The sequence below is a fragment of the Pseudomonas sp. B414 genome, from assembly GCF_055408445.1.
The window spans coordinates 63,232-86,098 of record NZ_JBUZTQ010000024.1 but is presented as its reverse complement, the minus strand read 5'-3'; the positions used below and the strand labels follow the sequence as shown (position 1 = coordinate 86,098).

The 22,867-nt window shown below is 54.7% G+C and carries 30 protein-coding genes, 1 tRNA gene and 2 pseudogenes; 14 read left to right on the top strand and 19 right to left on the bottom strand.

All coding sequences use genetic code 11. The features are described from left to right. The 4 genes from ACZRMH_RS18915 to ACZRMH_RS18900 all read right to left on the bottom strand — a co-directional run. Positions 1-1,755: lipase family protein (locus ACZRMH_RS18915; RefSeq protein WP_464014725.1), on the bottom strand; the 1,755-nt coding region annotated here is incomplete at its 3' end. Continuing rightward, positions 1,752-2,552, bottom strand: coding sequence for a hypothetical protein (locus ACZRMH_RS18910; protein WP_464014724.1), 801 nt, complete (start codon positions 2,550-2,552; stop codon positions 1,752-1,754). The genes ACZRMH_RS18910 and ACZRMH_RS18915, both read right to left, overlap by 4 nt. Further along, on the bottom strand, positions 2,549-3,397 hold the full coding sequence (locus ACZRMH_RS18905; RefSeq protein WP_464014723.1) for a DUF4123 domain-containing protein: 849 nt from the start codon (positions 3,395-3,397) through the stop codon (positions 2,549-2,551). The genes ACZRMH_RS18910 and ACZRMH_RS18905 overlap by 4 nt, the downstream gene beginning before the upstream one ends. Then, the gene (locus tag ACZRMH_RS18900) at positions 3,394-5,469 is read right to left on the bottom strand and encodes a type VI secretion system Vgr family protein (RefSeq protein WP_464014722.1); all 2,076 of its coding nucleotides are present in this window, start codon (positions 5,467-5,469) and stop codon (positions 3,394-3,396) included. Before ACZRMH_RS18900 ends, ACZRMH_RS18905 begins: the two co-directional genes overlap by 4 nt. Before the next feature lie 590 nt (positions 5,470-6,059). Here ACZRMH_RS18900 and ACZRMH_RS18895 point away from each other — a divergent pair. The 7 genes and pseudogenes from ACZRMH_RS18895 to ACZRMH_RS18865 all read left to right on the top strand — a co-directional run. Next, on the top strand, positions 6,060-6,593 hold the full coding sequence (locus tag ACZRMH_RS18895) for an ankyrin repeat domain-containing protein (protein ID WP_464014721.1): 534 nt from the start codon (positions 6,060-6,062) through the stop codon (positions 6,591-6,593). 67 nt (positions 6,594-6,660) lie between these two features. Continuing rightward, positions 6,661-7,191 carry a hypothetical protein gene (locus ACZRMH_RS18890; RefSeq protein ID WP_464014720.1) on the top strand — a complete coding sequence of 177 codons (531 nt, stop codon included), beginning with the start codon at positions 6,661-6,663 and terminating at the stop codon, positions 7,189-7,191. A gap of 83 nt (positions 7,192-7,274) precedes the next feature. After that, on the top strand, positions 7,275-7,466 hold the full coding sequence (locus tag ACZRMH_RS18885) for a PLDc N-terminal domain-containing protein (protein ID WP_464014719.1): 192 nt from the start codon (positions 7,275-7,277) through the stop codon (positions 7,464-7,466). Between the two features lie 202 nt (positions 7,467-7,668). After that, the gene (speE, locus tag ACZRMH_RS18880) at positions 7,669-8,544 is read left to right on the top strand and encodes a polyamine aminopropyltransferase (RefSeq protein ID WP_464014718.1); all 876 of its coding nucleotides are present in this window, start codon (positions 7,669-7,671) and stop codon (positions 8,542-8,544) included. A gap of 250 nt (positions 8,545-8,794) precedes the next feature. Next, a complete protein-coding gene (locus ACZRMH_RS18875) occupies positions 8,795-10,873 on the top strand; it encodes an LTA synthase family protein (RefSeq protein ID WP_464014717.1) in 2,079 nt (692 codons plus the stop codon). A 245-nt stretch (positions 10,874-11,118) separates the two neighbouring features. Further along, positions 11,119-11,937: an alpha/beta fold hydrolase gene (locus tag ACZRMH_RS18870; RefSeq protein ID WP_464014716.1), complete on the top strand. Its 819-nt coding sequence runs from the start codon at positions 11,119-11,121 to the stop codon at positions 11,935-11,937. A gap of 193 nt (positions 11,938-12,130) precedes the next feature. Next, positions 12,131-12,544, top strand: a pseudogene (locus tag ACZRMH_RS18865) (alanine:cation symporter family protein); the annotation flags it as partial. Positions 12,545-12,687: 143 nt separating this feature from the next. Here ACZRMH_RS18865 and ACZRMH_RS18860 read toward each other — a convergent pair. Continuing rightward, on the bottom strand, positions 12,688-12,846 hold the full coding sequence (locus ACZRMH_RS18860) for a DUF3309 family protein (RefSeq protein ID WP_088500097.1): 159 nt from the start codon (positions 12,844-12,846) through the stop codon (positions 12,688-12,690). Positions 12,847-13,014: 168 nt separating this feature from the next. On the opposite strand from ACZRMH_RS18860, the gene ACZRMH_RS18855 reads away from it, so the two are divergent. Together ACZRMH_RS18855 and csrA are read left to right on the top strand one after the other, a co-directional pair. Beyond that, entirely contained in the window at positions 13,015-13,347 is a 333-nt protein-coding gene (locus tag ACZRMH_RS18855) for a YnfA family protein (RefSeq protein WP_464014715.1), read from the top strand. A gap of 136 nt (positions 13,348-13,483) precedes the next feature. Beyond that, the gene (gene csrA / locus ACZRMH_RS18850) at positions 13,484-13,687 is read left to right on the top strand and encodes a carbon storage regulator CsrA (RefSeq protein ID WP_464014714.1); all 204 of its coding nucleotides are present in this window, start codon (positions 13,484-13,486) and stop codon (positions 13,685-13,687) included. On the opposite strand, the gene ACZRMH_RS18845 is transcribed toward csrA, so the two are convergent. The 7 genes from ACZRMH_RS18845 to ACZRMH_RS18815 all read right to left on the bottom strand — a co-directional run bounded on the left by ACZRMH_RS18845 (position 13,684) and on the right by ACZRMH_RS18815 (position 17,087). Further along, positions 13,684-13,911: a YheU family protein gene (locus tag ACZRMH_RS18845; protein ID WP_095002028.1), complete on the bottom strand. Its 228-nt coding sequence runs from the start codon at positions 13,909-13,911 to the stop codon at positions 13,684-13,686. The two genes, csrA and ACZRMH_RS18845, sit on opposite strands and share 4 nt — an antisense overlap. 20 nt (positions 13,912-13,931) lie before the next feature. Beyond that, entirely contained in the window at positions 13,932-14,933 is a 1,002-nt protein-coding gene (locus tag ACZRMH_RS18840; RefSeq protein ID WP_464014713.1) for a glycosyl transferase family protein, read from the bottom strand. Then, positions 14,930-15,265: a TusE/DsrC/DsvC family sulfur relay protein gene (locus ACZRMH_RS18835; RefSeq protein WP_464014712.1), complete on the bottom strand. Its 336-nt coding sequence runs from the start codon at positions 15,263-15,265 to the stop codon at positions 14,930-14,932. Before ACZRMH_RS18835 ends, ACZRMH_RS18840 begins: the two co-directional genes overlap by 4 nt. Further along, complete coding sequence (tusB, locus tag ACZRMH_RS18830) at positions 15,262-15,549, bottom strand: sulfurtransferase complex subunit TusB (protein ID WP_464014711.1); 288 nt, start codon at positions 15,547-15,549, stop codon at positions 15,262-15,264. The genes ACZRMH_RS18835 and tusB overlap by 4 nt, the downstream gene beginning before the upstream one ends. Further along, on the bottom strand, positions 15,549-15,911 hold the full coding sequence (gene tusC, locus ACZRMH_RS18825) for a sulfurtransferase complex subunit TusC (RefSeq protein ID WP_464014710.1): 363 nt from the start codon (positions 15,909-15,911) through the stop codon (positions 15,549-15,551). The genes tusB and tusC overlap by 1 nt, the downstream gene beginning before the upstream one ends. 1 nt (position 15,912) lies before the next feature. Continuing rightward, complete coding sequence (gene tusD / locus ACZRMH_RS18820) at positions 15,913-16,305, bottom strand: sulfurtransferase complex subunit TusD (RefSeq protein ID WP_464014709.1); 393 nt, start codon at positions 16,303-16,305, stop codon at positions 15,913-15,915. A 110-nt stretch (positions 16,306-16,415) separates the two neighbouring features. Continuing rightward, positions 16,416-17,087 (bottom strand): Bax inhibitor-1/YccA family protein, encoded by a 672-nt coding sequence (locus ACZRMH_RS18815; protein WP_464014708.1) that lies wholly within the window; start codon positions 17,085-17,087, stop codon positions 16,416-16,418. A 124-nt stretch (positions 17,088-17,211) separates the two neighbouring features. Between ACZRMH_RS18815 and ACZRMH_RS18810 the strand changes: the two genes are divergently transcribed. The 5 genes and pseudogenes from ACZRMH_RS18810 to ACZRMH_RS18790 all read left to right on the top strand — a co-directional run bounded on the left by ACZRMH_RS18810 (position 17,212) and on the right by ACZRMH_RS18790 (position 19,317). After that, positions 17,212-17,299 (top strand) — tRNA-Ser (locus ACZRMH_RS18810). Between the two features lie 222 nt (positions 17,300-17,521). Continuing rightward, positions 17,522-17,701 (top strand): antitoxin VbhA family protein, encoded by a 180-nt coding sequence (locus tag ACZRMH_RS18805; RefSeq protein WP_464014707.1) that lies wholly within the window; start codon positions 17,522-17,524, stop codon positions 17,699-17,701. Further along, the gene (locus tag ACZRMH_RS18800) at positions 17,698-18,342 is read left to right on the top strand and encodes a Fic/DOC family protein (RefSeq protein WP_464014706.1); all 645 of its coding nucleotides are present in this window, start codon (positions 17,698-17,700) and stop codon (positions 18,340-18,342) included. Before ACZRMH_RS18805 ends, ACZRMH_RS18800 begins: the two co-directional genes overlap by 4 nt. A gap of 471 nt (positions 18,343-18,813) precedes the next feature. After that, positions 18,814-19,136 (top strand): annotated as a pseudogene (locus ACZRMH_RS18795) (phage tail protein); the annotation flags it as partial. Beyond that, complete coding sequence (locus ACZRMH_RS18790) at positions 19,111-19,317, top strand: tail protein X (protein WP_464014705.1); 207 nt, start codon at positions 19,111-19,113, stop codon at positions 19,315-19,317. The pseudogene ACZRMH_RS18795 and the gene ACZRMH_RS18790, both read left to right, overlap by 26 nt. On the opposite strand, the gene ACZRMH_RS18785 is transcribed toward ACZRMH_RS18790, so the two are convergent. From ACZRMH_RS18785 to ACZRMH_RS18755, 7 genes are all read right to left on the bottom strand, one after another. Beyond that, a complete protein-coding gene (locus ACZRMH_RS18785) occupies positions 19,314-19,628 on the bottom strand; it encodes a type II toxin-antitoxin system RelE/ParE family toxin (protein ID WP_464014704.1) in 315 nt (104 codons plus the stop codon). The two genes, ACZRMH_RS18790 and ACZRMH_RS18785, sit on opposite strands and share 4 nt — an antisense overlap. Continuing rightward, the gene (locus ACZRMH_RS18780; RefSeq protein WP_464014703.1) at positions 19,628-19,906 is read right to left on the bottom strand and encodes a ribbon-helix-helix domain-containing protein; all 279 of its coding nucleotides are present in this window, start codon (positions 19,904-19,906) and stop codon (positions 19,628-19,630) included. Before ACZRMH_RS18780 ends, ACZRMH_RS18785 begins: the two co-directional genes overlap by 1 nt. Positions 19,907-20,281: 375 nt before the next feature. Beyond that, entirely contained in the window at positions 20,282-21,250 is a 969-nt protein-coding gene (locus ACZRMH_RS18775) for a fimbrial protein (RefSeq protein WP_464014702.1), read from the bottom strand. A gap of 232 nt (positions 21,251-21,482) precedes the next feature. Beyond that, entirely contained in the window at positions 21,483-21,614 is a 132-nt protein-coding gene (locus ACZRMH_RS18770) for a hypothetical protein (protein WP_464014701.1), read from the bottom strand. Further along, on the bottom strand, positions 21,604-21,843 hold the full coding sequence (locus tag ACZRMH_RS18765) for a type II toxin-antitoxin system RelB/DinJ family antitoxin (protein ID WP_464014700.1): 240 nt from the start codon (positions 21,841-21,843) through the stop codon (positions 21,604-21,606). Before ACZRMH_RS18765 ends, ACZRMH_RS18770 begins: the two co-directional genes overlap by 11 nt. Before the next feature lie 131 nt (positions 21,844-21,974). Next, positions 21,975-22,229, bottom strand: a complete 255-nt coding sequence (locus tag ACZRMH_RS18760; RefSeq protein WP_464014699.1) for a helix-hairpin-helix domain-containing protein — start codon at positions 22,227-22,229, stop codon at positions 21,975-21,977. 146 nt (positions 22,230-22,375) lie between these two features. After that, positions 22,376-22,813: a hypothetical protein gene (locus tag ACZRMH_RS18755; protein WP_464014698.1), complete on the bottom strand. Its 438-nt coding sequence runs from the start codon at positions 22,811-22,813 to the stop codon at positions 22,376-22,378. Between the last annotated feature and the right edge of the window lie 54 nt (positions 22,814-22,867).

Sequence of the window (22,867 nt, the reverse complement as noted above, 5' to 3'; positions counted from 1 at the left end):
CAAGTGATTGAGTACGTAGAGGGCAGGCTCGAAAGCACGGTGCGTAGGCAGGCCGTTTTTTTGCTGGATTATTTCATTGCAGGCTTTATTGGTAATGCTTTCGCAGCCAGGCTCCCAAAGAATCTGGGACTGATGACCGTTTTCAAATCTCACCGGCATAAAGTGATGCAGCGTGCCGTGGTGTGCGTAAGGTGCGCCACGGAGATTGGCCACGCCGGCAAAAAATATCGAGATACCCAATGGCGCATTGAAGAAGCTGACGGCGAGCCCGGTGCCATACACCTTGGGCTTGGTGTCCATATCGGTTCCAGGAACGCTCGGGATCGGGTCGTTGTGGTTGACCATACGATGATGTGTCAGTGCCGATGCGCCCTCTACGAAGGTCTGGTCAGCGGCCCGTGGAGCACCATAGGTGTAGAGCAGTGGGTCGTAAGTAAAACCTTCCCGGCGCCGTATCATTTCAGCCAACAGTAAAGCAATGGCACCGCCCAGGCTGTGGCCGGTGATAATGATTTTTTGTCCGCTGTAAAATTTATCCAGGTAGGTTGTCGCGAAGTCATATACGACTTTTGCCGCCCCATAAAATCCTTGGTGAGCTTGGCCAACGCCTTCTTCAAAAGGCACCTGTGTGGCATCGATGTCCGTTAACAGATCCCACGGTTGTTCATTTGTGCCACGTACCGCAATCAATATCAGTTCATCGTGGTGGGTGATAAAGGCCTGGCTGTCAGTATTGTTTTTTCGCTTGCGGTCATCGAGGAAGTGAATCGTTGCCGGATTTTCCTGTTGTTCGCCTAAACCGGGGTCATTAACCTGCGGGTACAACTGCGGATCAAACGGCACGACTTCCAGACGTTTGGAATACGGCACATCTTCATAGAGCGGGTAGTATGGTTTATTCGGTTTTTGACCGGCGTCTACCTGCCAGATCTCATTGGCCCTGGCCAAGGCATCCCCAAACCAGTTGCCACTGCTGGGCTGATCAGGAAAGGTTACGGTATTACCCATCACTGGCTGTTCGTCCGGGTTCTGACCAAACGGGGTGTAACTCAAGGTCGCCATTAATGCCAACTGGTACAGATTGAGCGCGCAGAACTTGTTGCTGGTCGAAAGCATCGGGCGCAAGGCCCGCAACGGGCGCACTTCCAGTACGTGGTGCTTGTTCGCCATCAGCGGAATGCCGGAACGTTTAGCCAGCTCTGGCTTGTAGCCAGCTGTGCCTTTAACCGGTAGCGGTCGAAACAGCTTGAGCACATGGAAGTCGGGCGGAAAGTGGCGTGCAGCCAACGGCGGCAGATGCGCGCCGTGCTCTACCAGTTCACGCACTTCAACTTGATGAAAGGCTCCTGCATCCGCCTTGCCTTGTGCAGGGTTGGACTGCGTACGCAGGCCGGACTTATTGAAGAAGCGGGTTTTCTCGGCACGCACTTGCAGTTCGGTGATGGGAAGTGGGTAATTTGGTCTTTCGCGTAAAAATGTATAAGCGTTTTCGTTTCCCAGGTAAGCCTGATTAATCCGAAGCTCCACAGGGCCACAGTAGTGGTTTTCCACTTTGCCAGAGCCTGTCGTATCCAGCGTACCAGCGTAGATAATGTCTTCGTGATCAATGACTTGATAAGCAAGTCCTTCGTAGGGCTGGCCGTTGCCAAATTCGTCCACCAACTGAAAGCTGGTCGAGTGCCCGCGTAAAGGGCAGCTATGGATACGACCGTCAAAGGACGCTTTATCACTGTCTTTCAGGGAGGCAAGGCTCATGGGGTCACCTCATTGTTTTCCGTGCAGCCGGGGTAAATGGTGCAGGTATCACGGCCGTCTGGCATGCGGAAGGTGCTGAAGTCTTTGTGATTGCCTCTGCAAAATGCATATTGGTCTTTAAAGTTGTCACCCATGCAGCGCTTCCAGCCATCAGGAACTTTCACCCAGGTATCTCCAACAGCTGGTCTTTCCTCTGAGGTTTGCTTGATTCTTAGGCGCACGGTCTTACCTGGCAGTTGATCCAGGGTATATGCCGCAAACGGATGACCTCGCGTCAGCTTGCCCTGGGCATCGGTGTCTTTGCAGTCGAGGATTTTTACAATGCGGCGCAAACTGCCTGATGTGCGAAACAACCACTGGCACTGGCCGTAAAACTCGCTTTCACCTGCCACGTTAAAGGTGTCTTGGTCGCGTTCATCCAGCTGGGCGCGCACTGCTATTTTTCCGAAATCACTGCCAAAATCACCTCGGTCTTTTCCATATTTCGCGTAGATATTCAGTTCAATGTTATGTAGCACCAATGGGCAGCCACTCACCGTCCTGTGCAGTTCGATTTCAGAGTCAGGTTTGTATTGAGTTCGCCACTCCTCAACGTTGTAACCAATCTGAGTGTTTCTCCCGCCCGGGACGCTACACGTCTCACCTTTGGCTGGCACATAGTTGGCCCTTGCCGCATAAGCAAAGTCCGGTGGCAAGTCGGCGGTAAAGGTAAATGTATTGGACTTTCCGGTGGTGGAACAGCCGAGGGTCAGGGCCAGGCAACTGCCAAGGCATAAACTGCGGATAAGGTGTTTCATAGGGGGGCATCTCCCTGCCAATACAGCGTTTCCTGATAAACCCGGTCAAAGTGCATCGTAGGAGTTTCGTTTGCCTGCGGTAGCCAGTTTTTCGGTGGCGAGTAGCCCGGCGCCTGCAAGCTTTGCGTCAGTAAAAAGTGCAGGCTGTCAGGGTCTTGCCATCCCCAGGTGCGCGCAAGATCAAGCTGGCCACGTAGCCAGGTATCCATGTCTTGCTGGCGGGCCAGGTTGAGCATCTGTTCGGTGTGTTCGCGCACCAGGTAACGGCGCGCATTGTCGAACTGTATGCTACTGAATATGGCCTCTGGCGTTGGGGTATGGCACCACGCCGGGTCTGGGGGCAGGGGATGAACACCGAGGTCAGGGTTATCGGTGACCGTCCACTGCTCAGCCTGCCAGTAACATACGCTGGTCATAAGGCCGAGGTAGTCAGGAAGCTGTTCGGGTTGCAGATACGCCAGTGCACGTGCCAATACGCGGTTATCGTGAAAGCGATAAAGCGCCTGATGCGGTCGCTCACCCGTCACCAGACGGTTCTGCCAATGTGTGGCGATCTGATCGAGATCAGAACTTTCGGCACTCGCCAGCCAGCCCCAGTGACGCTGTGGTGCATTGAGCAGTGCTTTAAGGGCAGGGTGCTCCAGCGTGGTCAACTGAAAGAGCCAGGGGGCAACGTTAGCCAGGGAGTTCGCCGGTGTACCGACATACAGGTTGCGGCACTGGTCGACGCCAAGTGCGCTGGCCAACGCATTGCGCTCATCAAGCTGGCCATCCGAGTCCAGTACCAAGTAGAGGTGTCGTCCTTGCCTGGATTGCTTGTGTAGCCATCGTTCAAGCGTGTTCATGCACACTCTCCCATGTTGCACAGGCCGTCGCGACAGGCCTCGCAGAGCGGGCAGTAGTCCGCCGCTTGCTGTTTGACAGCGCTCAAAATGGACAGCGGATTAGCGATAATGGCCTGGGGTGCGCTGACGAGCGCCTGTGCGGCTTGCAGCGAAGGAACACCTGTTACGGGCGCACCGCCCTGGACGATGGGCACGCTACTGAAAATGCCGCCTGCGGTGATAAGGATATGTTGACCGCCGGCCTGGAGCGTCAAACTCATTCCCGCATTGATCACTACATTGGCAGCGGTGACATGGGCTTGTGCACCTGCCTGAATCACCAGCGTGCCCTCTGCTGCGGTGCTGCTGTTACCGGTGATGCTGATCAGTTCGTTACCACCGATCACCGTGTTACGCAGACCTTGGGTGGTGTGCAGTTCGTCACCCTTGATCAAGCTGGAGCTGTTGTTATCCACCTGCTCAAAGCGGTTGTTGCCGATCAGGCTGTGACTGTCACGAGTAACTTGCTCGCTGCGGTCGTTACCGATGCTGGTGTCGCTGTTATTGAGGATCGTCTGTTCAATATCACGTTGAGCCCGCAGGTAGATCTTTTCCTGCCCCGTACGGTCTTCAATCGACAGCTCGTTGTAGCCTCCACTGGCAGGTGAGCTGTGGCTACGCAACACGGTTTTGGTTTTGTTCGCGGGCAAGGGGTAGGGAACCGGCGTGACCTTGTTGGGCACGCAACCGGTAATCAACGGATGGTCGGGGTTACCTTCCAGGTAGGTCACCACCACTTCCATGCCGATACGCGGAATGGTTACCGCCCCGAAACTGTCTCCTGCCCAGCTGGAGGACACCCGCAGCCAGCAACTGCTCTTGTCGCTGCCCCGTTCGGCGCGATCCCAGTGGAATTCGACCTTGACCCGACCGTACTCATCGCAAAATATTTCTTCCCCTGGGGGGCCGGTGACTCGGGCGGTCTGACTGACCAGGACCGATTGGCGCGTGACCAGCGGCGGGCGGTAGAACACGTCCCAGGGGATTGCGCTGAAGCTGTTGCGGTAACCTTGAGTGAAGCCGTCTTCAGGCTTGGCGTCGCTGGTGATGGCTTCTTCCAGTACCTGCGGTTGCTTGCCCGAGTGCGTCACACTGAGCAGCAACCACAAAGCGTTGCATGGCTGGCGCGGGTGTTCGCTCAGGTCGAAGAAGTGGCCGCTGCGCAGGGTGGGCTGGTCGCTTTGGCCTTCGGCTAACTGATAGTCGGCTCGGTGCCGTTCCAGGGCCTGGCGGGCAATCTGCCTGCCGAGCTTTTCATTTTCATGCGGCACCGGGTAGCGGTAGTCTTCAAGTACAGGGCTGAACTCGGCGGTAAACCGGCTTTGCAGCAACAGGCTTGGGCGTTTTAAATCATAACTGCGATGGGTGGCCGTGCTGGTACGCGTGTTGAAGCGCATGGAGAACTGGTTGACGACCGGGTGATCCGCGGTCAGGCCCGAACCTTGCTGATAGGGTGTGCTCCCCAGTTTGGGGAAGTAAGTCTGATCGTCCGTAAACACCAACTGATGGCCGTCCTGGCTGTGTTGGTGGTGCCACGAAATCCCGTCTTCACTGCACAACCTCTGGATGAACTCGAAGTCGTTTTCACCATATTGGGTACAGTATTCGCGCTCCGGGCTGGTGCTGACATTGAAGGTATAGGCGTCGGCCTGGATGCCATGGCCGCTGAGTACCTGGGCGATGATGTGTGGCACCGTCAGGTGCTGGAAGATCCTTGGGTTGTGACTGAACTGCAGATAGTGCAAGTCAGGTACCAGGGACAGGTGGTAGCGGGACAGGCGCTTGCCAGCTTCACCCACGTAAACATCTTCGATTCGCCCATGAATACCCTCGCCATTGAGGCCAAATTGCAGAAAAGCTGGCTGGCTGAGCAGGCGTTCAAGATCGAAATCAGGGTACTCGCTGACCAGCTCAACCTGGATCGCATACAAGCGGCTGATGGCTTCAGTGCCCTTGAAGGCCAGTACCTTGAAGTCGTTACGAACAGAGGGGATCAGTATCGCGAAGTGCGCAGTATTGGCCGGTGCGAACATACGCTTATCCTTAAGCTGAGAGAGGAGGCACAACGCAATGCCCAGACCATGCTTAGCCTGAACACGCTTAGACGTGCGGTGCACGCTAACAAAGCAGCAAAAGAATTAATGTAGGACGCATCTTAAAATGCAGCCGTTTTTTCAATTATTCAAAATCGCTTCTTCGGCGAACGACAGTGAAAGTGAAAATGATGCCGAGTTCATTGCCCAACTGCATGGGCAGATTATTCTAAGAGTGTTAACCATTTGCTAGGAGGGGGGAGCCAGCGCTAACCGGTTAGTTCGTATCTGGAGTTTGAGAAATGCAGCGCGTCCTCGCCCGAAATCCCGGGATTGACGCTTAACAATCTCTGATTTCCACGTTGCATTTGCCGAGCTCGGTTCCACCGACCGTATGGATCAAGGGTGACGAGTTAATAGATCACCGCCTTTCAACTTCAGCTTCCGGGATTTTGAATCCCAGGTAAGCCAGCTCTCACAATGATTGCGACCTATTGATTATCTCTATGAAGCTCTTGAGCAAAAAAGGGATGACACATCCGCTGCGTCTCAGGAAACTAGGTTTCTTTGTAGCGAAGGTGGAGCCTTACATGTCAGACAACAAGCCAGCAGACCAGAATCGGCAGATGACCCCAGAAGAGGCTGCCGAATTTGCCGAGCAGGTGTTCAACAAGGCGCGCGACGGTGATGCTGCCATGCTTGCAGCTTTGCTGAGCAAGGGCTTGCCGGCCAATTTGCGCAATCACAAGGGCGATACCCTGTTGATGCTGGCCAGCTACCACGGGCATGCGGAGGCGGTAAAGGTGCTGCTTGAGCACAATGCCGATCCCGAAATCCGCAATGACAACGGGCAAAGTCCGATTGCCGGCGCAGCCTTCAAAGGCGATCTGCTGATGGTCAAGACCCTGATCGAGGGTGGCGCGCAGGTTGAGGGTGCTTCGTTTGACGGTCGCACTGCGCTGATGATGGCGGCCATGTTCAACCGCACCGAGATCATCGAATACCTGATCAGCAAGGGCGCAGATCCACACGCCAAGGACGCCAATGGCATCACCGCGCTGGATGCGGCCAAGACCATGGGCGCAGCCGATACCGTAGCGCAGCTCGAGAAGCTGTCGGGCTGATTGCCCTTGAGGGCCGCAATTGAGATATCCTGCGCGCCCTTAAATTTCCTTGTGACAGGCCGCGCCCATGAAAACCACACTCGTTGAACTCATCAGCAAAATCAGCTCCGGGTGCATGGGCGACGCCGAAATCGCAAAAATCGCAGATGAGGCGGCGCAAGCCTACGCTGATCAAGATGCGTTTCTGGCTGCCAACCCGGACATCAACTACGACGAAAGCTTCCCTATCCCGCTGGGCGAATGGGTTGTGGTGGGCAGCTTGCCGGAAACGGTGTTGTTCCAGGCCGATACTTATATGGACCTGTTTGCCCAGATCGTCGCCTCGTTTGGCCCGGATGTAGCGTTCAATATCAAACCCAAGCAGTTGGCCAAGACCGAGCCGCTGACGGCGCTCAACCGCATTCAGATCCAGATGGGCAGCATGAGCCCGGAGCAGGGGGGTTATGTGCTGGTGAACCTGAGCCAGCCGCTGGATGATGAAATCCAGGTGGTGCTGGTTTACGGTAATGACGTGCCGCGCGTGCTCGAACTGTGCGCCGAAGTCGGCATCGCTGCCGCGCCTGCGCTGGAGGCCTTGAAGGTCGCCGTCCACGTCTGAAGCCAGAGCCATGCAATAAAAAAATGAACCCCGGCCGCGGGTGACTATCCTATGAGCACAAGTACTCACTAGGGAGCGTCATCATGGGTTCAACCTTTAATGGTCTGGTCGGCCTGATCATTCTGGCCCTGGATATCTGGGCCATCATCAACGTGCTCAAGAGCGGGGCCGGGACCGGAGCGAAAATCCTCTGGGTGTTGCTGATTGTGTTCCTGCCGGTACTGGGGCTGGTCATTTGGGCCATCGCCGGGCCAAGGGGCAATGTGCGTATTTAGGCCCTTGTCGGCGGGCAGCGATGAAAAATCATGGCTGCCCGCTGAGTTTGTCAGCGTCAAGGTTCGACCTGTCATGTTCCTCGACGTAGAATGCGCGCCTTTCCTGGACAGTTGAGCCCGTGTCGCGCTTGCGGTGTGCGGTTTGGCTGTCGATCATGGGCGGGTGACCGTCCGTTGCCACCAGCATTCAAGGGGACTACCCATGACCGAATCGCTTAAAACCGACTATCTCGAAACCCTTTACGAAGGTTATGGCCAACGCTTTCGCATGGACAAGTTGCTCCATGAAGTGCGTACCGAGCACCAGCATCTGGTGATTTTCGAAAACCCGGTCATGGGCCGTGTGATGGCGCTGGACGGTGTGATCCAGACCACCGAAGCGGACGAGTTCATCTACCACGAAATGCTGACCCATGTGCCGATCCTGGCCCACGGTGCCGTCAAGCGCGTGCTGATCATTGGCGGCGGTGATGGCGGCATGTTGCGCGAAGTCACCAAGCACATCGGTATTGAACATATCACCATGGTCGAGATCGACGGCACTGTGGTTGACATGTGCAAAGAGTTCCTGCCCAACCATTCCAAGGGTGCATACGACGATCCCCGTCTGAACCTGGTGATCGACGACGGCATGCGCTTTGTCGCCACCACCGAAGAAAAATTCGATGTGATCATTTCGGACTCCACCGATCCGATCGGCCCGGGCGAAGTGCTGTTCTCCGAAAACTTCTACCAGGCCTGCCATCGCTGCCTGAATGAAGGGGGCGTACTGGTCACGCAAAACGGCACACCGTTTATGCAGTTGCAGGAAGTACAGACCACCGCCGGACGCATGCACAGCCTGTTTGCCGACTGGCATTTCTACCAGGCGGCGGTGCCGACCTATATCGGCGGCGCCATGACCTTTGCCTGGGGTTCGACTGATGCGAGCTATCGCAAGTTGCCGCTTGAAACCCTGCGTCAGCGTTTCGCCGGTAGCGGTATCGTGACCCGCTACTACAATCCGGAAGTTCACATCGGTGCTTTCGCATTGCCGCAATATGTTTTGCAGGCTATCAACAAGCCAAGCAACGACTGAGTATCTGGATGCGCAAGAAAGGGCCTGATGGCCCTTTCTTGTGTTTCAAGATGTGCTCTGCACAAAATTTTCACGGTATCTTTAAGACAATTCGCACGCAAAATTTCGCCCAGCCAATTCTCGAACGCCTCTAACCCGGTGTTTACGGTTGGTGTCGGGCTAAATCCTGTGTAATTAAAGAGCGATGCACCCGTGGCAAGCCACCGGTGATAAAGCCACTTCAACTTGAACCAATGGGTCCTAAAACGACATGGCAAACCCGGACGCCCCAAGACAACAGCACGCTGCCACGCGTGTGTTGCAACCCACCGTCAAATCGCATCTGGCGTTTACGCTGCTCTGTGCCTTGATCATGATGGTGATGTTCACCCTGCTGCGGGTGGCATTGCTGGTTTATAACCGGGAAATGATCCTCGACACCCCGGCCTCGACTTTCCTTGAAGCGTTCGCCAACGGCCTGCGTTTTGATCTGCGAATTGTCGTCTACTTCAGTATTCCGTTGCTGCTGGCAGTGCTTAGCGTCAAGGCCATGGCCATGCGCGGCGTGCTGCGCTTCTGGCTGACCGCTGCCTCCAGCCTGGCGCTGTTTTTGGGCCTGATGGAGATGGACTTCTATCGCGAGTTTCACCAACGCCTTAACGGTCTGGTGTTCCAGTACGTGAAGGAAGACCCGAAAACCGTTATGAGCATGCTCTGGTACGGTTTCCCGGTGGTGCGCTACCTGTTGTCGTGGGCCGTTGGCACCCTGATTTTGTACTTTGCCTTCCGTGGCGCAGACCGCATCACTCGCCCAAGCGCAACGTCCGCGACGGCTGGCACTTCCCGCGCCGTGGCGCCGTGGTATGGCCGTGCCGTAGTGTTTGTAGTGCTGTTGCTGGTATGTGTGGTCGCGGCTCGCGGTACCCTGCGTCAGGGTCCTCCGCTGCGTTGGGGCGATGCCTACACAACAGACTCCAACTTCGCCAACCAGTTGGGGCTTAACGGCTCTCTGTCGTTGATTGCTGCTGCGAAAAGCCGCTTCGGTGACGATCGCACCAATATCTGGAAGGCCACCCTTGAGCAGCCTGTCGCGACGCAGACCGTGCGTGACATGCTGCTGACCGAGAACGACAAGCTGGTTGATCCTGATACCGCTCCTGTGCGTCGCGATACTACGCCGCCTGCGGAAAAAACGCTGCCGATCAAGAACGTTGTCGTGATCCTGATGGAAAGCTTCGCCGGTCACTCGGTGGGCGCGCTGGGTCGTCCGGGCAATATCACCCCGTATTTCGACGAGTTGTCCAAGGAAGGCTTGCTGTTTGAGCGCTTCTTCTCCAATGGCACCCATACCCACCAGGGCATGTTTGCCACCATGGCATGCTTCCCGAACCTGCCGGGTTTCGAATACCTGATGCAGACCCCGGAAGGCAGCCACAAGCTGTCCGGCCTGCCGGAACTGCTCAGCGCTCGCAAGTTCGATGACGTATACGTCTACAACGGCGATTTTGCCTGGGACAACCAGTCAGGCTTCTTCAGTAACCAAGGTATGACTACCTTTGTAGGTCGTAACGATTTCGTCGATCCGGTGTTCTCTGATCCTACCTGGGGTGTGTCCGACCAGGACATGTTCAACCGCAGTCTTGAAGAGCTGAAAAAGCGTGAAGGCAAAGAGCCTTTCTATGCGTTGCTGCAAACCCTGTCCAACCACACGCCGTATGCCTTGCCTACGCCGTTGCCGGTTGAGCCGGTAACCGATCGCGGTTCGCTCAATGAGCATTTGACGGCGATGCGTTATTCCGACTGGGCGCTGGGCCAGTTCTTCGAAAAAGCACGTAAAGAACCGTACTTCAAGGAAACCCTGTTTGTGATCGTGGGCGACCATGGTTTCGGTAACGAACAGCAGATTTCCGAGATGGACCTTGGCCGTTTCAACGTGCCATTGCTGCTGATCGGTCCTGGCATCCAGGAGAAGTTCGGTATGCGCACTGACACAGTGGGCACCCAGGTTGATATCGTACCCACCATCATGGGCCGTCTGGGTGGTGAGTTCCGTCAGCAATGCTGGGGCCGTGACCTGCTGACCCTGCCTGAAGGCGACAAGGGCAGCGGCGTGATCAAGCCGTCTGGCAGCGATCAGACCGTGGCGATCATCAGCGACGACCATGTGCTGGTTCAGCCTAAAGATATGCCGGCCAAGGTCTGGCAGTACAAACTGGGCACCAACCCTGAAGCCAAAGTAGTAACCGACCCTCAGGAAATTGACGAGATGAAGAAAAAGCTCGAATCCTTCCTGCAAACCGCTACCAAGAGCCTGCTGGACAACACCGCAGGTGTGGCTGATCCGAAGTAATCAGCCTGCCAGTCGGTCAAGCCTCCGGGCTTGACCGACTGGCCGCAAGAAAAAAAATCCGATGCCTGTACGGGCATCGGATTTTTTATGGGCTGTGCAAACGCCAAAGTTGAGTCATAGTTCTAGCGTATCAAAGCCTTCCACAATCAGGATTTTACAGGCCGCACGAATCCCTTGAGATTGCGTCTCGGACTGCCAGCAACTTTCGTGCGGCAGCAATCCTCTTCGTTTAAGGGACTATTAACGTGTCTGCATCCGAAACATTTACCCAAACCCAACTACCTCTGACCATAGAGGGTGTCCAACTGAACATCGCTGCCCTTCACAGGAAGGGCGAGCTGGCGCCGATTGTATTCCTGCATGGTTTTGGTTCGACCAAAGAGGACTATGCCGGTATCGCGCTGCAGGCAGAATTCGACGGTCACCCCTTCATCGCCTTTGACGCACCTGGGTGCGGTGAAACCTGGTGCAGTGACCTGTCCAGGACTTCCATCCCGCTTTTGATGCAGGTGACCCTGCAAGTGCTGGAGCATTTCGATATCGAACGCTTCCATCTGGTCGGTCACTCCATGGGCGGCCTGGCTGCTCTGATGCTGGCCCATGAGCATCCGGGGCGGGTACTGAGCTTTACGGATATAGAGGGCAATATCGCTCCGGAAGACTGCTTTCTCAGTCGCCAGATCGCCGACTATCCGAGCGATGATCCCGAGGCGTTTTTCACGGCCTTTATCAAGCGTGTAAGGCAGGCCCCGGCGTATGCCAGCGCCCTGTATTCGGCGAGCTTGCGACACAAGGTGCGTGCAGGGGCCGTACGCGGGATTTTCGAGTCGATAGTTGATCTGTCCGACAACGCCGAATTGATGGATAAGTTTCTTGGCTTGAAGTGCCCGCGAATGTTTATGTACGGCGAGCAGAACTCATCACTGTCCTACCTTGCGCATATCCAGTCTCAGGGCGTACGCCTTGCGCCAATTCCCGTTTGCGGGCATTTCCCCATGTATTCCAACCCGATCGCGATGTGGAGCCAGATCGCCGACTTCCACGCCAGTAGCCAATCCGCCTGAGCCTCACAGCTTGGCGGTTGCAACTTAACCAGTAAATTTGGTCATTTCACGTGTCCCTTGTGGTGAATTGCAAGGGCGTGTGCGTGCTTGAAACCTATAACAATAAGAGGTTCAAATCATGCTTGATGTCATTAACAACTTTCTTTCCGGCAAGCTCCTGATTGTACTTGTCGTGGGCCTGGGCAGTTACTTCACCATATTTGTCTTCACTTCGATCCTGTACAACTACTATCTGGGCGAGAACAATCTGCGGTTTTTGCTGGGGGAAAAGCGTAGTACGGTCATTGTCTATCGTGGTTTGGTTCTGGTCCTGATCTTTTGGGGGGCTGTGCAGAACCTGGATACGGTTTTCGCCTTCGCCGATATCACCATGACAATGCTGGCTTTCGTGAATCTGATTGCTATTGCGATGTTGTTCAATGTCGGCATGCGCGTGCTGCGTGACTATGATCAGCAACGTAAAGCAGGCATCAAGACGCCTATTTTTGATTCCAGCAAGTTCAAGGATCTTGATCTGGATTTCAATGCATGGCCGCCACGGCCAACACAGAACCAAAACGTTACAGAACCTGCCACTCCCGTGGTGTTGTCCGCAATGCAAAGATGAAAATCGACACTGCGCAGAAGTTGGAGTACTCCCCGGCAATGTCGAGTTAGGCGACTGTGTTTCGTAATTAAGGGCCTTTGAAGGCTAATGCCTGTCAGCTTGCATGACTGGCATTAGTCTCCGGGCCGTTTTTTTCTATTGGGTCAAATTTTGCCGAGCAATAGCAGTATCAGCAGCACCACCAGCACGGTACCGATAATGCCTGAGGGGCCATAGCCCCAGCTTTTGGAGTGAGGGAACACCGGCAGCCCGCCGACTAACAGCAAAATCAGGACGATCAGTAGAATCGTGGTCATGAGCATTTCCTTATTGATAGGTTCCGCCAGGGATGGGCAGTGCTTATAAAATCCGACTCTGCGGCTCGGGGAATAATTCAACTTTTCTTTATGGCGGGTTGAAAAATAGTTCGGCCTTGATCAGTTGCATGTGCACAGGTAGGGTGGCGCGCTGCCCGTCTGGAGACACTGCATATGCTCAATTACCTTTGGTTTTTTTTGGCCGCCCTGTTTGAAATCGCAGGCTGCTACGGCTTCTGGATGTGGCTGCGTCAGGGCAAGAGCGCATGGTGGGCATTGCCGGCCATTTTGAGCCTGGTGCTGTTTGCACTGCTCCTGACCAAGGTCGAGGCGGCCTATGCCGGGCGTGCCTATGCCGCCTATGGCGGGATTTATATCGTGACGTCTATTGCCTGGCTGGCAGTGGTGGAGCGGATTCGGCCGCTGAGCTCTGACTGGATAGGAGTGGGGTTGTGCGTGGTTGGCGCGACCATCATCTTGCTGGGGCCGCGCTTTTCAAGCCCGTAAAAAGGAATTTTCGACAGGTTATCTGTAGGAAATTGCTGCTGCAAAAGTAGTCTGTTGCTGAATTAACTTGTAGGGATTGAAGCGAAGTTTTACGCCGTGCAGTCTTTGAGGCCACCCAGCCCTAAGGATAAAAGCCATGCAGATATTGAGTCGTAACGCAGGCGAGCGTATTTCAATCGGACAGGACATTACCCTGTACATCATTGCCGTTAATGGCAATAACGTGCGCCTGGGGATCGAAGCTCCCAGACACATCAGCGTTCATCGGTCAGAGATCTATGAGCGGATAAAAAACCAGCTCGTCGGGCGCCTGGCAATCGGTCCACTCAAGCAGGGTTAATCAAAGAACTCTTTGGGCACCGCGTGCCTGGGCATGAGCTGGCATTGCTGGCTTTCGAGGTCAAAGAAAATAACCGCCTGACCTTTGCTCAAGGCATGGCGCACCCGCAGCACGCGGGTTTCTTGTGGCGTGTCATCGCCGTTATCAGTGCCATCACGGCTGACGAAGTCTTCGATCAGGCGGGTGAGGGTGTCGGGTTCAAGCTGGTCGTAAGGGATAAGCATGAGCGTTCTCGTAAATGGGCTTAAATCGATTTGTCGCGGTTATCCCAATAGCGTTGTGCCAGCTCGAAAGCCTGCTCCCGGGGCGTGCCCAGGCCGCGCAATGCCAGGGCCATGGTCGAAAGCAGAGCCAGTTGCGGATAACTGTCTTCAATCTCGCCGCGCCATAGCGCCTTGAGATGCTCGGGTTGCAGCGACGCCGGTTTAACATGGCGCTGCGCTGACAATGCCGGCCATTCCTCGTCCCAGCTAACCCCGGCCGTGGTGCCATAAAGATGGCTCAGGGTGTCCGGGTTGATTTCAACTTCGCCGCCATCGCCTTTGACCACGATGCTGTTGTCCCCCAGCAAGCCGCTGGCTTCACGATGCACACTTTGATAGCCCGGATGGAAGATGCTCTGCAGGCCACAGCGCGCACCCAGAGGGTTGAGAATGCGTGCCAGCGAGTGAATCGGTGAGCGCAGGCCCAGGGTGTTGCGCAGATCGATCATGCGTTGCAGCTGCGGCGCCCAGTCCTGCAGTGGCATAAACGCCAGATTGCCAGCATCCAGGGCCTGATTGACGCTTTGCCAGTCGCGGCACAGCGGAATGGCCAAGGCGTCGAGAAGCTGCTCGCTGTACAGTCGGCCCGCCGTGTGGGCGCCACCACCGTGCATGAAGATGCGTACGCCATTTTCTGCCAGGCACTTGGCGGCCAGCAGATACCAGGGCAGATGGCGCTTTTTACCGGCGTAAGTCGGCCAGTCGATATCCACCCGGATTTCAGGTGCTGTCAGACGTTCCCTCACGGCCTCAGTAAAACCGGCCAGTTCCTCGGGGCTTTCTTCCTTGTGCCGCAGCAACATCAGGAAGGCGCCCAGTTGCGTATCTTCTGCCTTTTCGTCAAGCAGCATGCCCATGGCCTCGCGGGCTTCTTCGCGAGTCAGGTTGCGGGCACCGCGTTTGCCTTTGCCCAGGATGCGCACAAATTGGGCAAAAGGGTGTTCGGCAGGGGTTTCTAAAGTCAGCGCAGCGGGAGCGTTCATAGGCAATTGGTCGGCTTGGGCAGGCCCGCCAGCTTGGCGGCAAGTTTGGCAGGGGTGCCGTTAAACAGTCGGTTGAGGTGCAGGCTGTTGCCTTTTTCTGGCCCCAGTTTGAGCGCCGTGTACTTGATCAGCGGGCGGGTGGCTGGGGACAGTTCAAACTCCTGATAGAAACTGCGCAACAGCTCGAGGATTTGCCAATGCTCGGGGCTCAACTCGATACCCGACTGCGCCGCCAGTGCCTGAGCGACCTCGGCAGACCAATCATTGAGGTCGAGCAGATAACCGTCCTTGTCCAGCCCGATCTCTTTACCGTTAAGGGTGAGGGTATTCATAGCCAGCTGTTGACCTTGTCATAACGAATCGATAGCTCGACAAAAGCCGGGTAATCAACACAGGTCGCCCACTGCGGGCATTCCAGATTACGCGCCTGCAAGTCCTCTTCAAGGATAAACACGGTTTTATCTTCTAGAACCGTGAGAGCACTGCCTTGAAGGTGCAGGGCATATACCGCGTCGCCACTGAGCAGCAGCGCATCGTCGCTACCCAACAAGCGCAGGCAGCTATCCAGGCGTGTGTCAGAAAAGGGTGAGTGACTCAAAACGTGTAAGGTCGACATCAGAGGGTGATCACCTGGTCGTAACGGTCAACGAGAGCGCGAACTTCTTCAGTCGAAAGCGGTTGTACATCCGCTACCGCAAGCCCTTCGGATGAGATGCCACGTTCGCTGAGGCTGTGGCTGCAGGCAAACAGATCATCCACGCCGAACATGGACAGGGCCTGCAGATTGGCTGTCAGATTCTTCTGTTGGATGGCCGCGGGATTTTGATTCGACAGCAGCTGAAAAATACCGTCATCCATAAACAGCAAACCAATCGGCAAATCAAAAGCGCCACCTGCCAGCACGATATCCAGTGCTTCTTTGGCGCCGGGACCAGACCACGGCGCCTGACGGGTGATAATCAACAGTGACTTGGACATATCAAGGCCCCCCGAAGCAGATCAGTCGATCGGCTGATTGAATGGCATCGTGCAATTGGCCCAGCCCGGACAACTCCCAGGGTGCTTGTAAATTGACCCCAGGGCGCTGATAGCGCTCGGCCTCGTCTGCATTGAGCACGCCACGGCGCAAGGCGGCGGCAATACAGACCACGCCATCAAGCTGGTGCTGGCTGATAAAAGTTGCCCATTGCTGCGCGAGGTCCTGCTCGTCTTGCGGCGTGACAATATTGCTCGAGGCAATATGAACGCCGTCCTGATAGAAGAACAAACGGACAATTTCATGGCCGCCAGCCAGCGCCGCCTCGGCAAAGCGCAAGGCTCGTCGGGAGGAGGGGGCATGGGCCGCTGAATAAAGGGCAATGGCAAATTTCATGGTGGGCTCTGTCAGCAAATCTGCGGCAATGATAAAGCCAGAAGCCCAAAGATGCTTGCAGCAGACAACAAAAAGCCCGCCGAAGCGGGCTTTTGCGTAGCGGTTGTTGATCAGTCGTCGCGGCTCATGATGCCGAAAAGTTGCAGCAGGCTGATAAACAGGTTGTAGATCGACACATACAGGCTGATGGTAGCCATGATGTAGTTGCGCTCACCGCCATGAATGATGGCGCTGGTCTGGAACAGGATGCAGACCGAAGAGAACAATACAAAGCCGGCGCTGATAGCCAGTTGCAGGCCGCTGATCTGGAAGAAGAAGCTTGCCAGCGTGGCGCCCAGCAGCACAAAGAAACCGGCAGTGATAAAGCCGCCCAGGAAGCTCATGTCCTTGCGGGTGATCAGCACATAGGCAGACAGCCCGCCAAATACCAGGGCCGTCATGGCAAATGCGGAGCTAACCACCTCTGCGCCGCCCTGCATGCCCAGGTAGCGGTTAAGGATAGGGCCCAGCAAAAAGCCCATAAAACCGGTCAGCGCAAAGGCAGACACCAGGCCCCATGCCGAATCACGCAGCTTGTTCGTCAAGAAGAACAGGCCGTAGAAACCGATGAGGACAACGAAAATATTGGGGTAGCCGACCCGCATCTGCTGCGAGACATAAGCCATTACACCGCTGAAAGCCAGGGTAAGAGCCAGCAAACCGTACGTGTTGCGCAGGACGCGGCTAACCTCTAGCTGCTCGGCCTGCACGCTGTTGTTAGTAGCGTAATCCTGTTCGCGCATGGCGATACTCCTGTGGTTTGAAATGTTAAGTAGCAAAGATCATAGCAGAGGCTCTGAAACAAGGGATCAAGAGAGTTTGACAACGTGTTTCATTCAGGTATTATGGCGCCCGAAACAACGTATAGGAGGTGTGGCCGAGTGGTTTAAGGCAACGGTCTTGAAAACCGTCGACTGTAACAGGTCCATGAGTTCGAATCCCATCGCCTCCGCCATATTGCTACACCGCAGAGCCCGCCTTTTGGCGGGCTTTGTCGTTTCTGGGGTTTGGGGAAAGGCTTCTCAGCCCTGTGGGTGGGGGCGAGGCGTTCCGAAACTTTCGGTAGGGCGGGTTGCTTTGATGTTTCGGGCGTGCGGTAGCTGTTCAGAAGGTTTCACCTTGAAGCCCAATGCCGTTCTTCTATACAGTAAAGCGTAGATCACCCGAGGGTAACTCCATGCTCAACAGCCAATCCACAGCACGCACTGCAAACGTCGATCACGTCGTTGCCACCAACAACCTTGAAGGTGCCCGCACGAGCGCTTTTGTGGCGAGCAAAATGGCCGAGTATCGCGATGGCAAGATTTCTTCCGCAGAGCTGCTGGCAGCGACCAAAGCCCGCTACGGCTCAAAATGACCAGTAATATCACCCACGATGAAGGTGATGATCACTACTACGTCGCTGGCTACTCCGTTGAAGACGATCCTTACGTCTACCCCAACGGGGTTCTGATCAACCTCTTGAACATTCAGGACACTGCCACCCTGGGTGAAGCCGAGACTGACTTTGCGTCAGTTCGCATTATTCAGCTCCAGGAAGAGCCCATCGAAGGCGATTTCTCGCTAAAACACCTGCAGGCGATTCATCGATTCATGTTCCAGGATATTTACCCTTGGGCAGGTGAGTGCCGCAAAGTCGATATCGCCAAGAACGACACTATATTCCTCGCACACCAAGAAGTTGAACTCGCTTTCCACGATATGTGGCTTCGCCTCAAGCAAACTGATTTTCTGTCTGACTTGAGCGGTGATCTCAAGGGTTTCGCTGCCGAGGCGGGGGTTGCACTTGGCCGCATCAACCATATTCATCCATTCCGAGAAGGTAACGGTCGAACGCAGCGCGAGTACCTGGATGCGTTGGCACGGCGTGCCGGTTTTGTGCTGGAGTGGGGAGGCGTTTCCAAGCTGGCCATGAAGGATGCTTGTGTGGATGCGGAGACTGACCCGGAGTGCAAAGCTCTGGCGAAGTTGATCCGTTTGAGTGCAAAAAAGCTCTGACCTTCACAAGCGTTTGCCAGGCATCAGAGCGCTCACGACCATTGGGTTTTGACGTCTAATAAGGCAAAATCTGGTGACATAACCAAAAATCGACCCCTTACAGGACGTGGCCTGCAGCCAATCACAACACTCAAAGTAATGGCACCAGAAACCTGCTACAGGCCACGCACTGTATATGCATACACGGGTGTCTTGAAAACCGTCGACTGTAACAGGTCCATGAGTTCGAATCCCATCGCATCCGCCATATTGCTGCACCGCAGAGCCCGCCTTTTGGCGGGCTTTGTCGTTTCTGGGGTTTGGGAAAGAGGGATGCTGAAGGGTGATTTTGGGTGAGGCGTTCCAAAACTTTTTGGCATGTGTTCCATAACTCAGCTTATTTTGACGGGTTGGCGGTTGCCCCGATGCGCCTGTAGACCCGCTGCGTAATATCCCCCTCAGTGTGCCCAAGCAGCAGGCTTGCCTTGCCGAACCGACTTTCGCTGGGCCGCGCAAGAGCGCCTGACGCGCCGAACGGCACAACAAGCCATCGGCATGGGCGAAGAGTGTATCAAGCTAAAAGGCTTGATTTACCCGGGTTTCAAGGGGGGCTCAAACAACTGGACACCCTGCGCAGCATCGGCGCCCAACTGCAGCGACTGAGCCTGACCACTGGCTACGGCGAAGTGCTGGGCTACTGTTGCCTGAAAAGCATCGAAGAAGAACAGGGCGCCTTCCTGCAAGGCGGCATCCCGCGCAAACAAGCCTTTACCCTGGAGTTTGTACGCTATGGCGACGACCTGCAGAACCGCTAGCGGTGACGTGCTCGACACGATCTGCCAGAACTACTACGGCCACCTCAACGGCACGGTCGAAGCCGTGCTCGATGCCAACCAGGGACTGGCCTATGTGGTGCAGCCGTTTCGGGCGGGGGTGGTTATTCAACTGCCGGATGTGATGGTGCCGAGTGAGGAGGGGGTGATGTTGTGGGGTTAATCATCCAGCTCAAATTGCAGGGCTGACTCAAAGTCTTGGCCACCGTAATAAATGCCAATGATGTAGACCTGTTTGGCCTCGACGGCAAACGCGATGACAGTGCGCTTGCGATAATTGGTGATACGCAGACCTGGGCGAATGTCGTCGCGCAGATTGCCCCGATGCGGGAATGTACGAAGATCTTCGCAATAGGCCACGATGGCGTCGGTATAGCGCTGGGCAATGTGCGGCGAGGCAGCAGTGGCAATGTAACGATAGAGCGCCGTCAATTGTTCCAGAGCTTGCGGTGCAAACTCGACCCTGTACGCCATTACGATTGGGAAGTGGCGGTTTGGTGTTCTGCGGCTAACCGGGCACGCACCTCATCGATGCTTAGCGCGCTCGAAGGGTCAGCTTTCAAGGCGTCATAAGCCGGTGCTACTTGCCCGACGAGCCAGTTTTCCAGAGCACGGTCACGCGCCATTAACGCCCGCAGGCCATCGCGAATCACTTCACTTTCAGTGGCGTACTCACCAGCCGCTACCTTGGCTTTGACCGCATCGGCCATTTGGTTGGGCAGAGTGATGCTGAATTGTTGAGTGCTGCGCATGATGAAAGTCCTCAATTAAACAGGATTTAATCCTACTCCATCCCTAAATTTAAGCCTAGAGCCTGCGCACTCCTGAATGACGTGTGGTCAATTTGGGCCTGTTGAACGTCATTTGAACCCTGTGAAGTTTCAATCAAGCCCCGCCCTGTGCGCAATGCTGTTCACTTAAGAGCAACGCTACTCAATTGTGGGAGCGGGCTTGCCCGCGATGGTCTTCAGAGCGACGCATTTACTCAGTAAATACGCGTCATCGTTTACGACCATCGCGAGCAAGTCGAGTCGTCGCACCGCCACTCCCACAGAGTTAGAAATCGCTTAAGTGAACAACATTGCCGCTCTGTGCGGGGTTTTTGCGCTTCTGGGGTTCTGGATGTATCACAGGTAATTCACTGTGAACGTTACCGAGGCATTTGCGCTGCCTGCCTCCACCTTGTCGGCCAGACGGTAATAAGCAGCTGACAACGGTATTTTGAAGCTTGTGCCAGAAGTGTTGAATCCACTGAAGGGGTAGGAGGTGCCTAATGCTATAGGTTGACCCGCCCCGTCCATCAGCTTCAAGCCAATGCCTTTTGCTGTTGAGCTGGAGTTGAGCGCCACGACTCCATTCTGCTGGTCGATGACTTGAGAAGTAGCTTTGAGTGAATAGGTGACTTTCTGGATTCCAGTTTGGCACTGATTGAGCCCAATGTTGAATTTGATCGTTCGGGGTGTGTCGCCGACATTACTGAACTCATCTAGTTGGTAGTCGTCACCCATTTGGACTGACACATCAGGAGTTTGACAGGAAGCTGAGTTGAGAATGATCGGATTGAGCAGGTTGAGTTTGACAAGATCGAGGTCCCCATATCTATGTGTTCCAAGGTAACCAGCAGGGATCATGTTTTGCGAGGGCTGCTCACTGGATTTAATAATTTCAATTCTATAGTATCTAGCCGGGTCAACGTAGTATCTCGTCTCTAAAGTCCGATCTGCCGACAGATATCCATAATCTTCATAATTAACCCTTAATGATAGCCCTGTTTTACCTAGGGGGAAACTAGTGCCAGTGGTGACGCTACCAAAAGTAGGGTTAAGAGAAAATATAAATGGGGCGGTTGTGTTGCACTGAAAACCCTTGCTCGGCCCTAAGATGGATTCCTGATATACAATCGTCCCAATAGGTGCGTCTTTAGGGACTGTCACATTAATTGGTGAGTTTCCAAAGTTTGCTGTGAAATGACTGCTTGAAATAAAAACGCAGTTCGCGCCTAATGTTCCTGATGAGTATGCGAGGACTAAAGTTACTGCAATACTAAGCTGTGCACGCTTTAGTCGCAATTTATTTGAGATGTCAATATTGTTCATAGTATGAGTTTTCTATGTATGTCATTCATGACAATGACATACCATTGTGAATATAAGACATTCCTTAGATTGCATGCTGCGGTGTAGCTGATTGGGTTTGTGTTTGATCGGCAGAGCGCCGGATGAGGGTAAATAATTTCCGCAAATGTGCATGTACCCCTTGATCTGCAGGGCTTACACCAGCAATATCACCCACAATGAAGGTCATAATCACTACTATGTCGCTGGTTAATTAGCCGAAGATGATCCTTACGTCTACCCCAACGGCGTTCTGATCAACCTCCTGAACATTCAGGACACTGCCACCTCCGAGCTTGTGCCACTCCTTGAGTGCGCGCTGGTCAAACTCAAGACTAAATGTCATCCAGCGTCACCTTCACGCGCTGTGGTCCCGCGAGCCGTTCGCGGACGGTGTTGATGAGCGCTTCATCTTCTTCGGTCATTAGCACCGGGCGAAAGGGCAGTTGGCCGCGCTCGGCGACGTACTGCAGGGCCTGGCGCATCAGTTCCGAGGGAGTGACGCCCAGACGTTCAAGTTCTTGATAGGCGCGGGCTTTGAGTTCGTCGTCCACGCGGATATTGATGGAAGCCATAGGCTTGACTCCTGTAATGACAATTGTCATTACAGTGGATCCGCTGAGTTTTTTTACAAGTGCCATTTAGCGGAGGAGAAGGGCGTTGATAGTTCAACATTCCGCAATCAAAATTCCAAGCCTCTCAGGCTTTACGCGCCTGCTGCGTTTGCCTGAGAGTCTTTGGCAAACTGAACGGCTGCGGTGATAGACGCCCGTGCTTGGGGGCTGTTTTTCCAGCAGGTCGATCCCGTTGCTGCAGATGCCCGGGCCAGGATGTCATTTATATTCGCTTTGCTGAGTACAGCGAGCGAGTCTATGCCCATCTGCTCAAGGCGGGTGATAACGGTGGGCCCTACGCCCTTCAAGGCCAGTAAGGCAGTATGTTCCGTCGGTGAAAATGGCATCCGAAAACTCCTTTTATCGGGTGAATCAATGATCGGGGTATGCCCGGTGCAGTTGTCTTAAAACACGTCCGACCAGGCCGCTTGACGGCCAACTGGTGAGGGATGTGCTGAAGTTAGAGCAACAGCCGTTTCAAGGCATGCTGTCACTACAAAAGCCCAACGGCCGGAGCAATTAACTTGGCCCCTGCCACCAGTTCTTCTGCAAGTAGTCCTTTGAAACTTTCCTTGCTGCCCTCTCTGGCAACCTCTGCCAGTTGCTCACGCAGTGAGTGAGGATGAGTCAGGCATTTGGGGGTTGCGTTAAGTACCTCCAGGCCTTTGGCCGTCAGCACCGCATCTGTAAGGTGAGTGTAAGGAGATACGGTGCCGTTGATGTATCCGGCATTGATCAGCCAGTAGGTTGTGGCGATAAAAAATTCAGCGTCTTTGCTTGGCAGGCTCATGTGACATTGGTCACTCGATTCCACTGCCAATTCAACAAATTGCTCTGCGGCCAGGTTACTGGGTACGGGGAAGTTCAGGTACAGCTCCCCTAAAACTCTGCCGGCAAGGTTATTGAATTTATCCATGTTGGAAACGGACATGTCACAGAACTCCGACAAAAAAGCACTGAGTGTGCAGAAAATCAAAGCGGCTGC

Coding starts and splice junctions, on each gene's coding strand:
- ACZRMH_RS18910 (WP_464014724.1), bottom strand. CDS start 2,552: ATGAAACACCTTATCCGCAGTTTATGCCTTGGCAGTTGCCTGGCCCTG.
- ACZRMH_RS18905 (WP_464014723.1), bottom strand. CDS start 3,397: ATGAACACGCTTGAACGATGGCTACACAAGCAATCCAGGCAAGGACGA.
- ACZRMH_RS18900 (WP_464014722.1), bottom strand. CDS start 5,469: ATGTTCGCACCGGCCAATACTGCGCACTTCGCGATACTGATCCCCTCT.
- ACZRMH_RS18895 (WP_464014721.1), top strand. CDS start 6,060: ATGTCAGACAACAAGCCAGCAGACCAGAATCGGCAGATGACCCCAGAA.
- ACZRMH_RS18890 (WP_464014720.1), top strand. CDS start 6,661: ATGAAAACCACACTCGTTGAACTCATCAGCAAAATCAGCTCCGGGTGC.
- ACZRMH_RS18885 (WP_464014719.1), top strand. CDS start 7,275: ATGGGTTCAACCTTTAATGGTCTGGTCGGCCTGATCATTCTGGCCCTG.
- speE (WP_464014718.1), top strand. CDS start 7,669: ATGACCGAATCGCTTAAAACCGACTATCTCGAAACCCTTTACGAAGGT.
- ACZRMH_RS18875 (WP_464014717.1), top strand. CDS start 8,795: ATGGCAAACCCGGACGCCCCAAGACAACAGCACGCTGCCACGCGTGTG.
- ACZRMH_RS18860 (WP_088500097.1), bottom strand. CDS start 12,846: ATGCTCATGACCACGATTCTACTGATCGTCCTGATTTTGCTGTTAGTC.
- ACZRMH_RS18855 (WP_464014715.1), top strand. CDS start 13,015: ATGCTCAATTACCTTTGGTTTTTTTTGGCCGCCCTGTTTGAAATCGCA.
- csrA (WP_464014714.1), top strand. CDS start 13,484: ATGCAGATATTGAGTCGTAACGCAGGCGAGCGTATTTCAATCGGACAG.
- ACZRMH_RS18845 (WP_095002028.1), bottom strand. CDS start 13,911: ATGCTTATCCCTTACGACCAGCTTGAACCCGACACCCTCACCCGCCTG.
- ACZRMH_RS18840 (WP_464014713.1), bottom strand. CDS start 14,933: ATGAACGCTCCCGCTGCGCTGACTTTAGAAACCCCTGCCGAACACCCT.
- ACZRMH_RS18835 (WP_464014712.1), bottom strand. CDS start 15,265: ATGAATACCCTCACCCTTAACGGTAAAGAGATCGGGCTGGACAAGGAC.
- tusB (WP_464014711.1), bottom strand. CDS start 15,549: ATGTCGACCTTACACGTTTTGAGTCACTCACCCTTTTCTGACACACGC.
- tusC (WP_464014710.1), bottom strand. CDS start 15,911: ATGTCCAAGTCACTGTTGATTATCACCCGTCAGGCGCCGTGGTCTGGT.
- tusD (WP_464014709.1), bottom strand. CDS start 16,305: ATGAAATTTGCCATTGCCCTTTATTCAGCGGCCCATGCCCCCTCCTCC.
- ACZRMH_RS18815 (WP_464014708.1), bottom strand. CDS start 17,087: ATGCGCGAACAGGATTACGCTACTAACAACAGCGTGCAGGCCGAGCAG.
- ACZRMH_RS18805 (WP_464014707.1), top strand. CDS start 17,522: ATGCTCAACAGCCAATCCACAGCACGCACTGCAAACGTCGATCACGTC.
- ACZRMH_RS18800 (WP_464014706.1), top strand. CDS start 17,698: ATGACCAGTAATATCACCCACGATGAAGGTGATGATCACTACTACGTC.
- ACZRMH_RS18790 (WP_464014705.1), top strand. CDS start 19,111: ATGGCGACGACCTGCAGAACCGCTAGCGGTGACGTGCTCGACACGATC.
- ACZRMH_RS18785 (WP_464014704.1), bottom strand. CDS start 19,628: ATGGCGTACAGGGTCGAGTTTGCACCGCAAGCTCTGGAACAATTGACG.
- ACZRMH_RS18780 (WP_464014703.1), bottom strand. CDS start 19,906: ATGCGCAGCACTCAACAATTCAGCATCACTCTGCCCAACCAAATGGCC.
- ACZRMH_RS18775 (WP_464014702.1), bottom strand. CDS start 21,250: ATGAACAATATTGACATCTCAAATAAATTGCGACTAAAGCGTGCACAG.
- ACZRMH_RS18770 (WP_464014701.1), bottom strand. CDS start 21,614: ATGACATTTAGTCTTGAGTTTGACCAGCGCGCACTCAAGGAGTGGCAC.
- ACZRMH_RS18765 (WP_464014700.1), bottom strand. CDS start 21,843: ATGGCTTCCATCAATATCCGCGTGGACGACGAACTCAAAGCCCGCGCC.
- ACZRMH_RS18760 (WP_464014699.1), bottom strand. CDS start 22,229: ATGCCATTTTCACCGACGGAACATACTGCCTTACTGGCCTTGAAGGGC.
- ACZRMH_RS18755 (WP_464014698.1), bottom strand. CDS start 22,813: ATGTCCGTTTCCAACATGGATAAATTCAATAACCTTGCCGGCAGAGTT.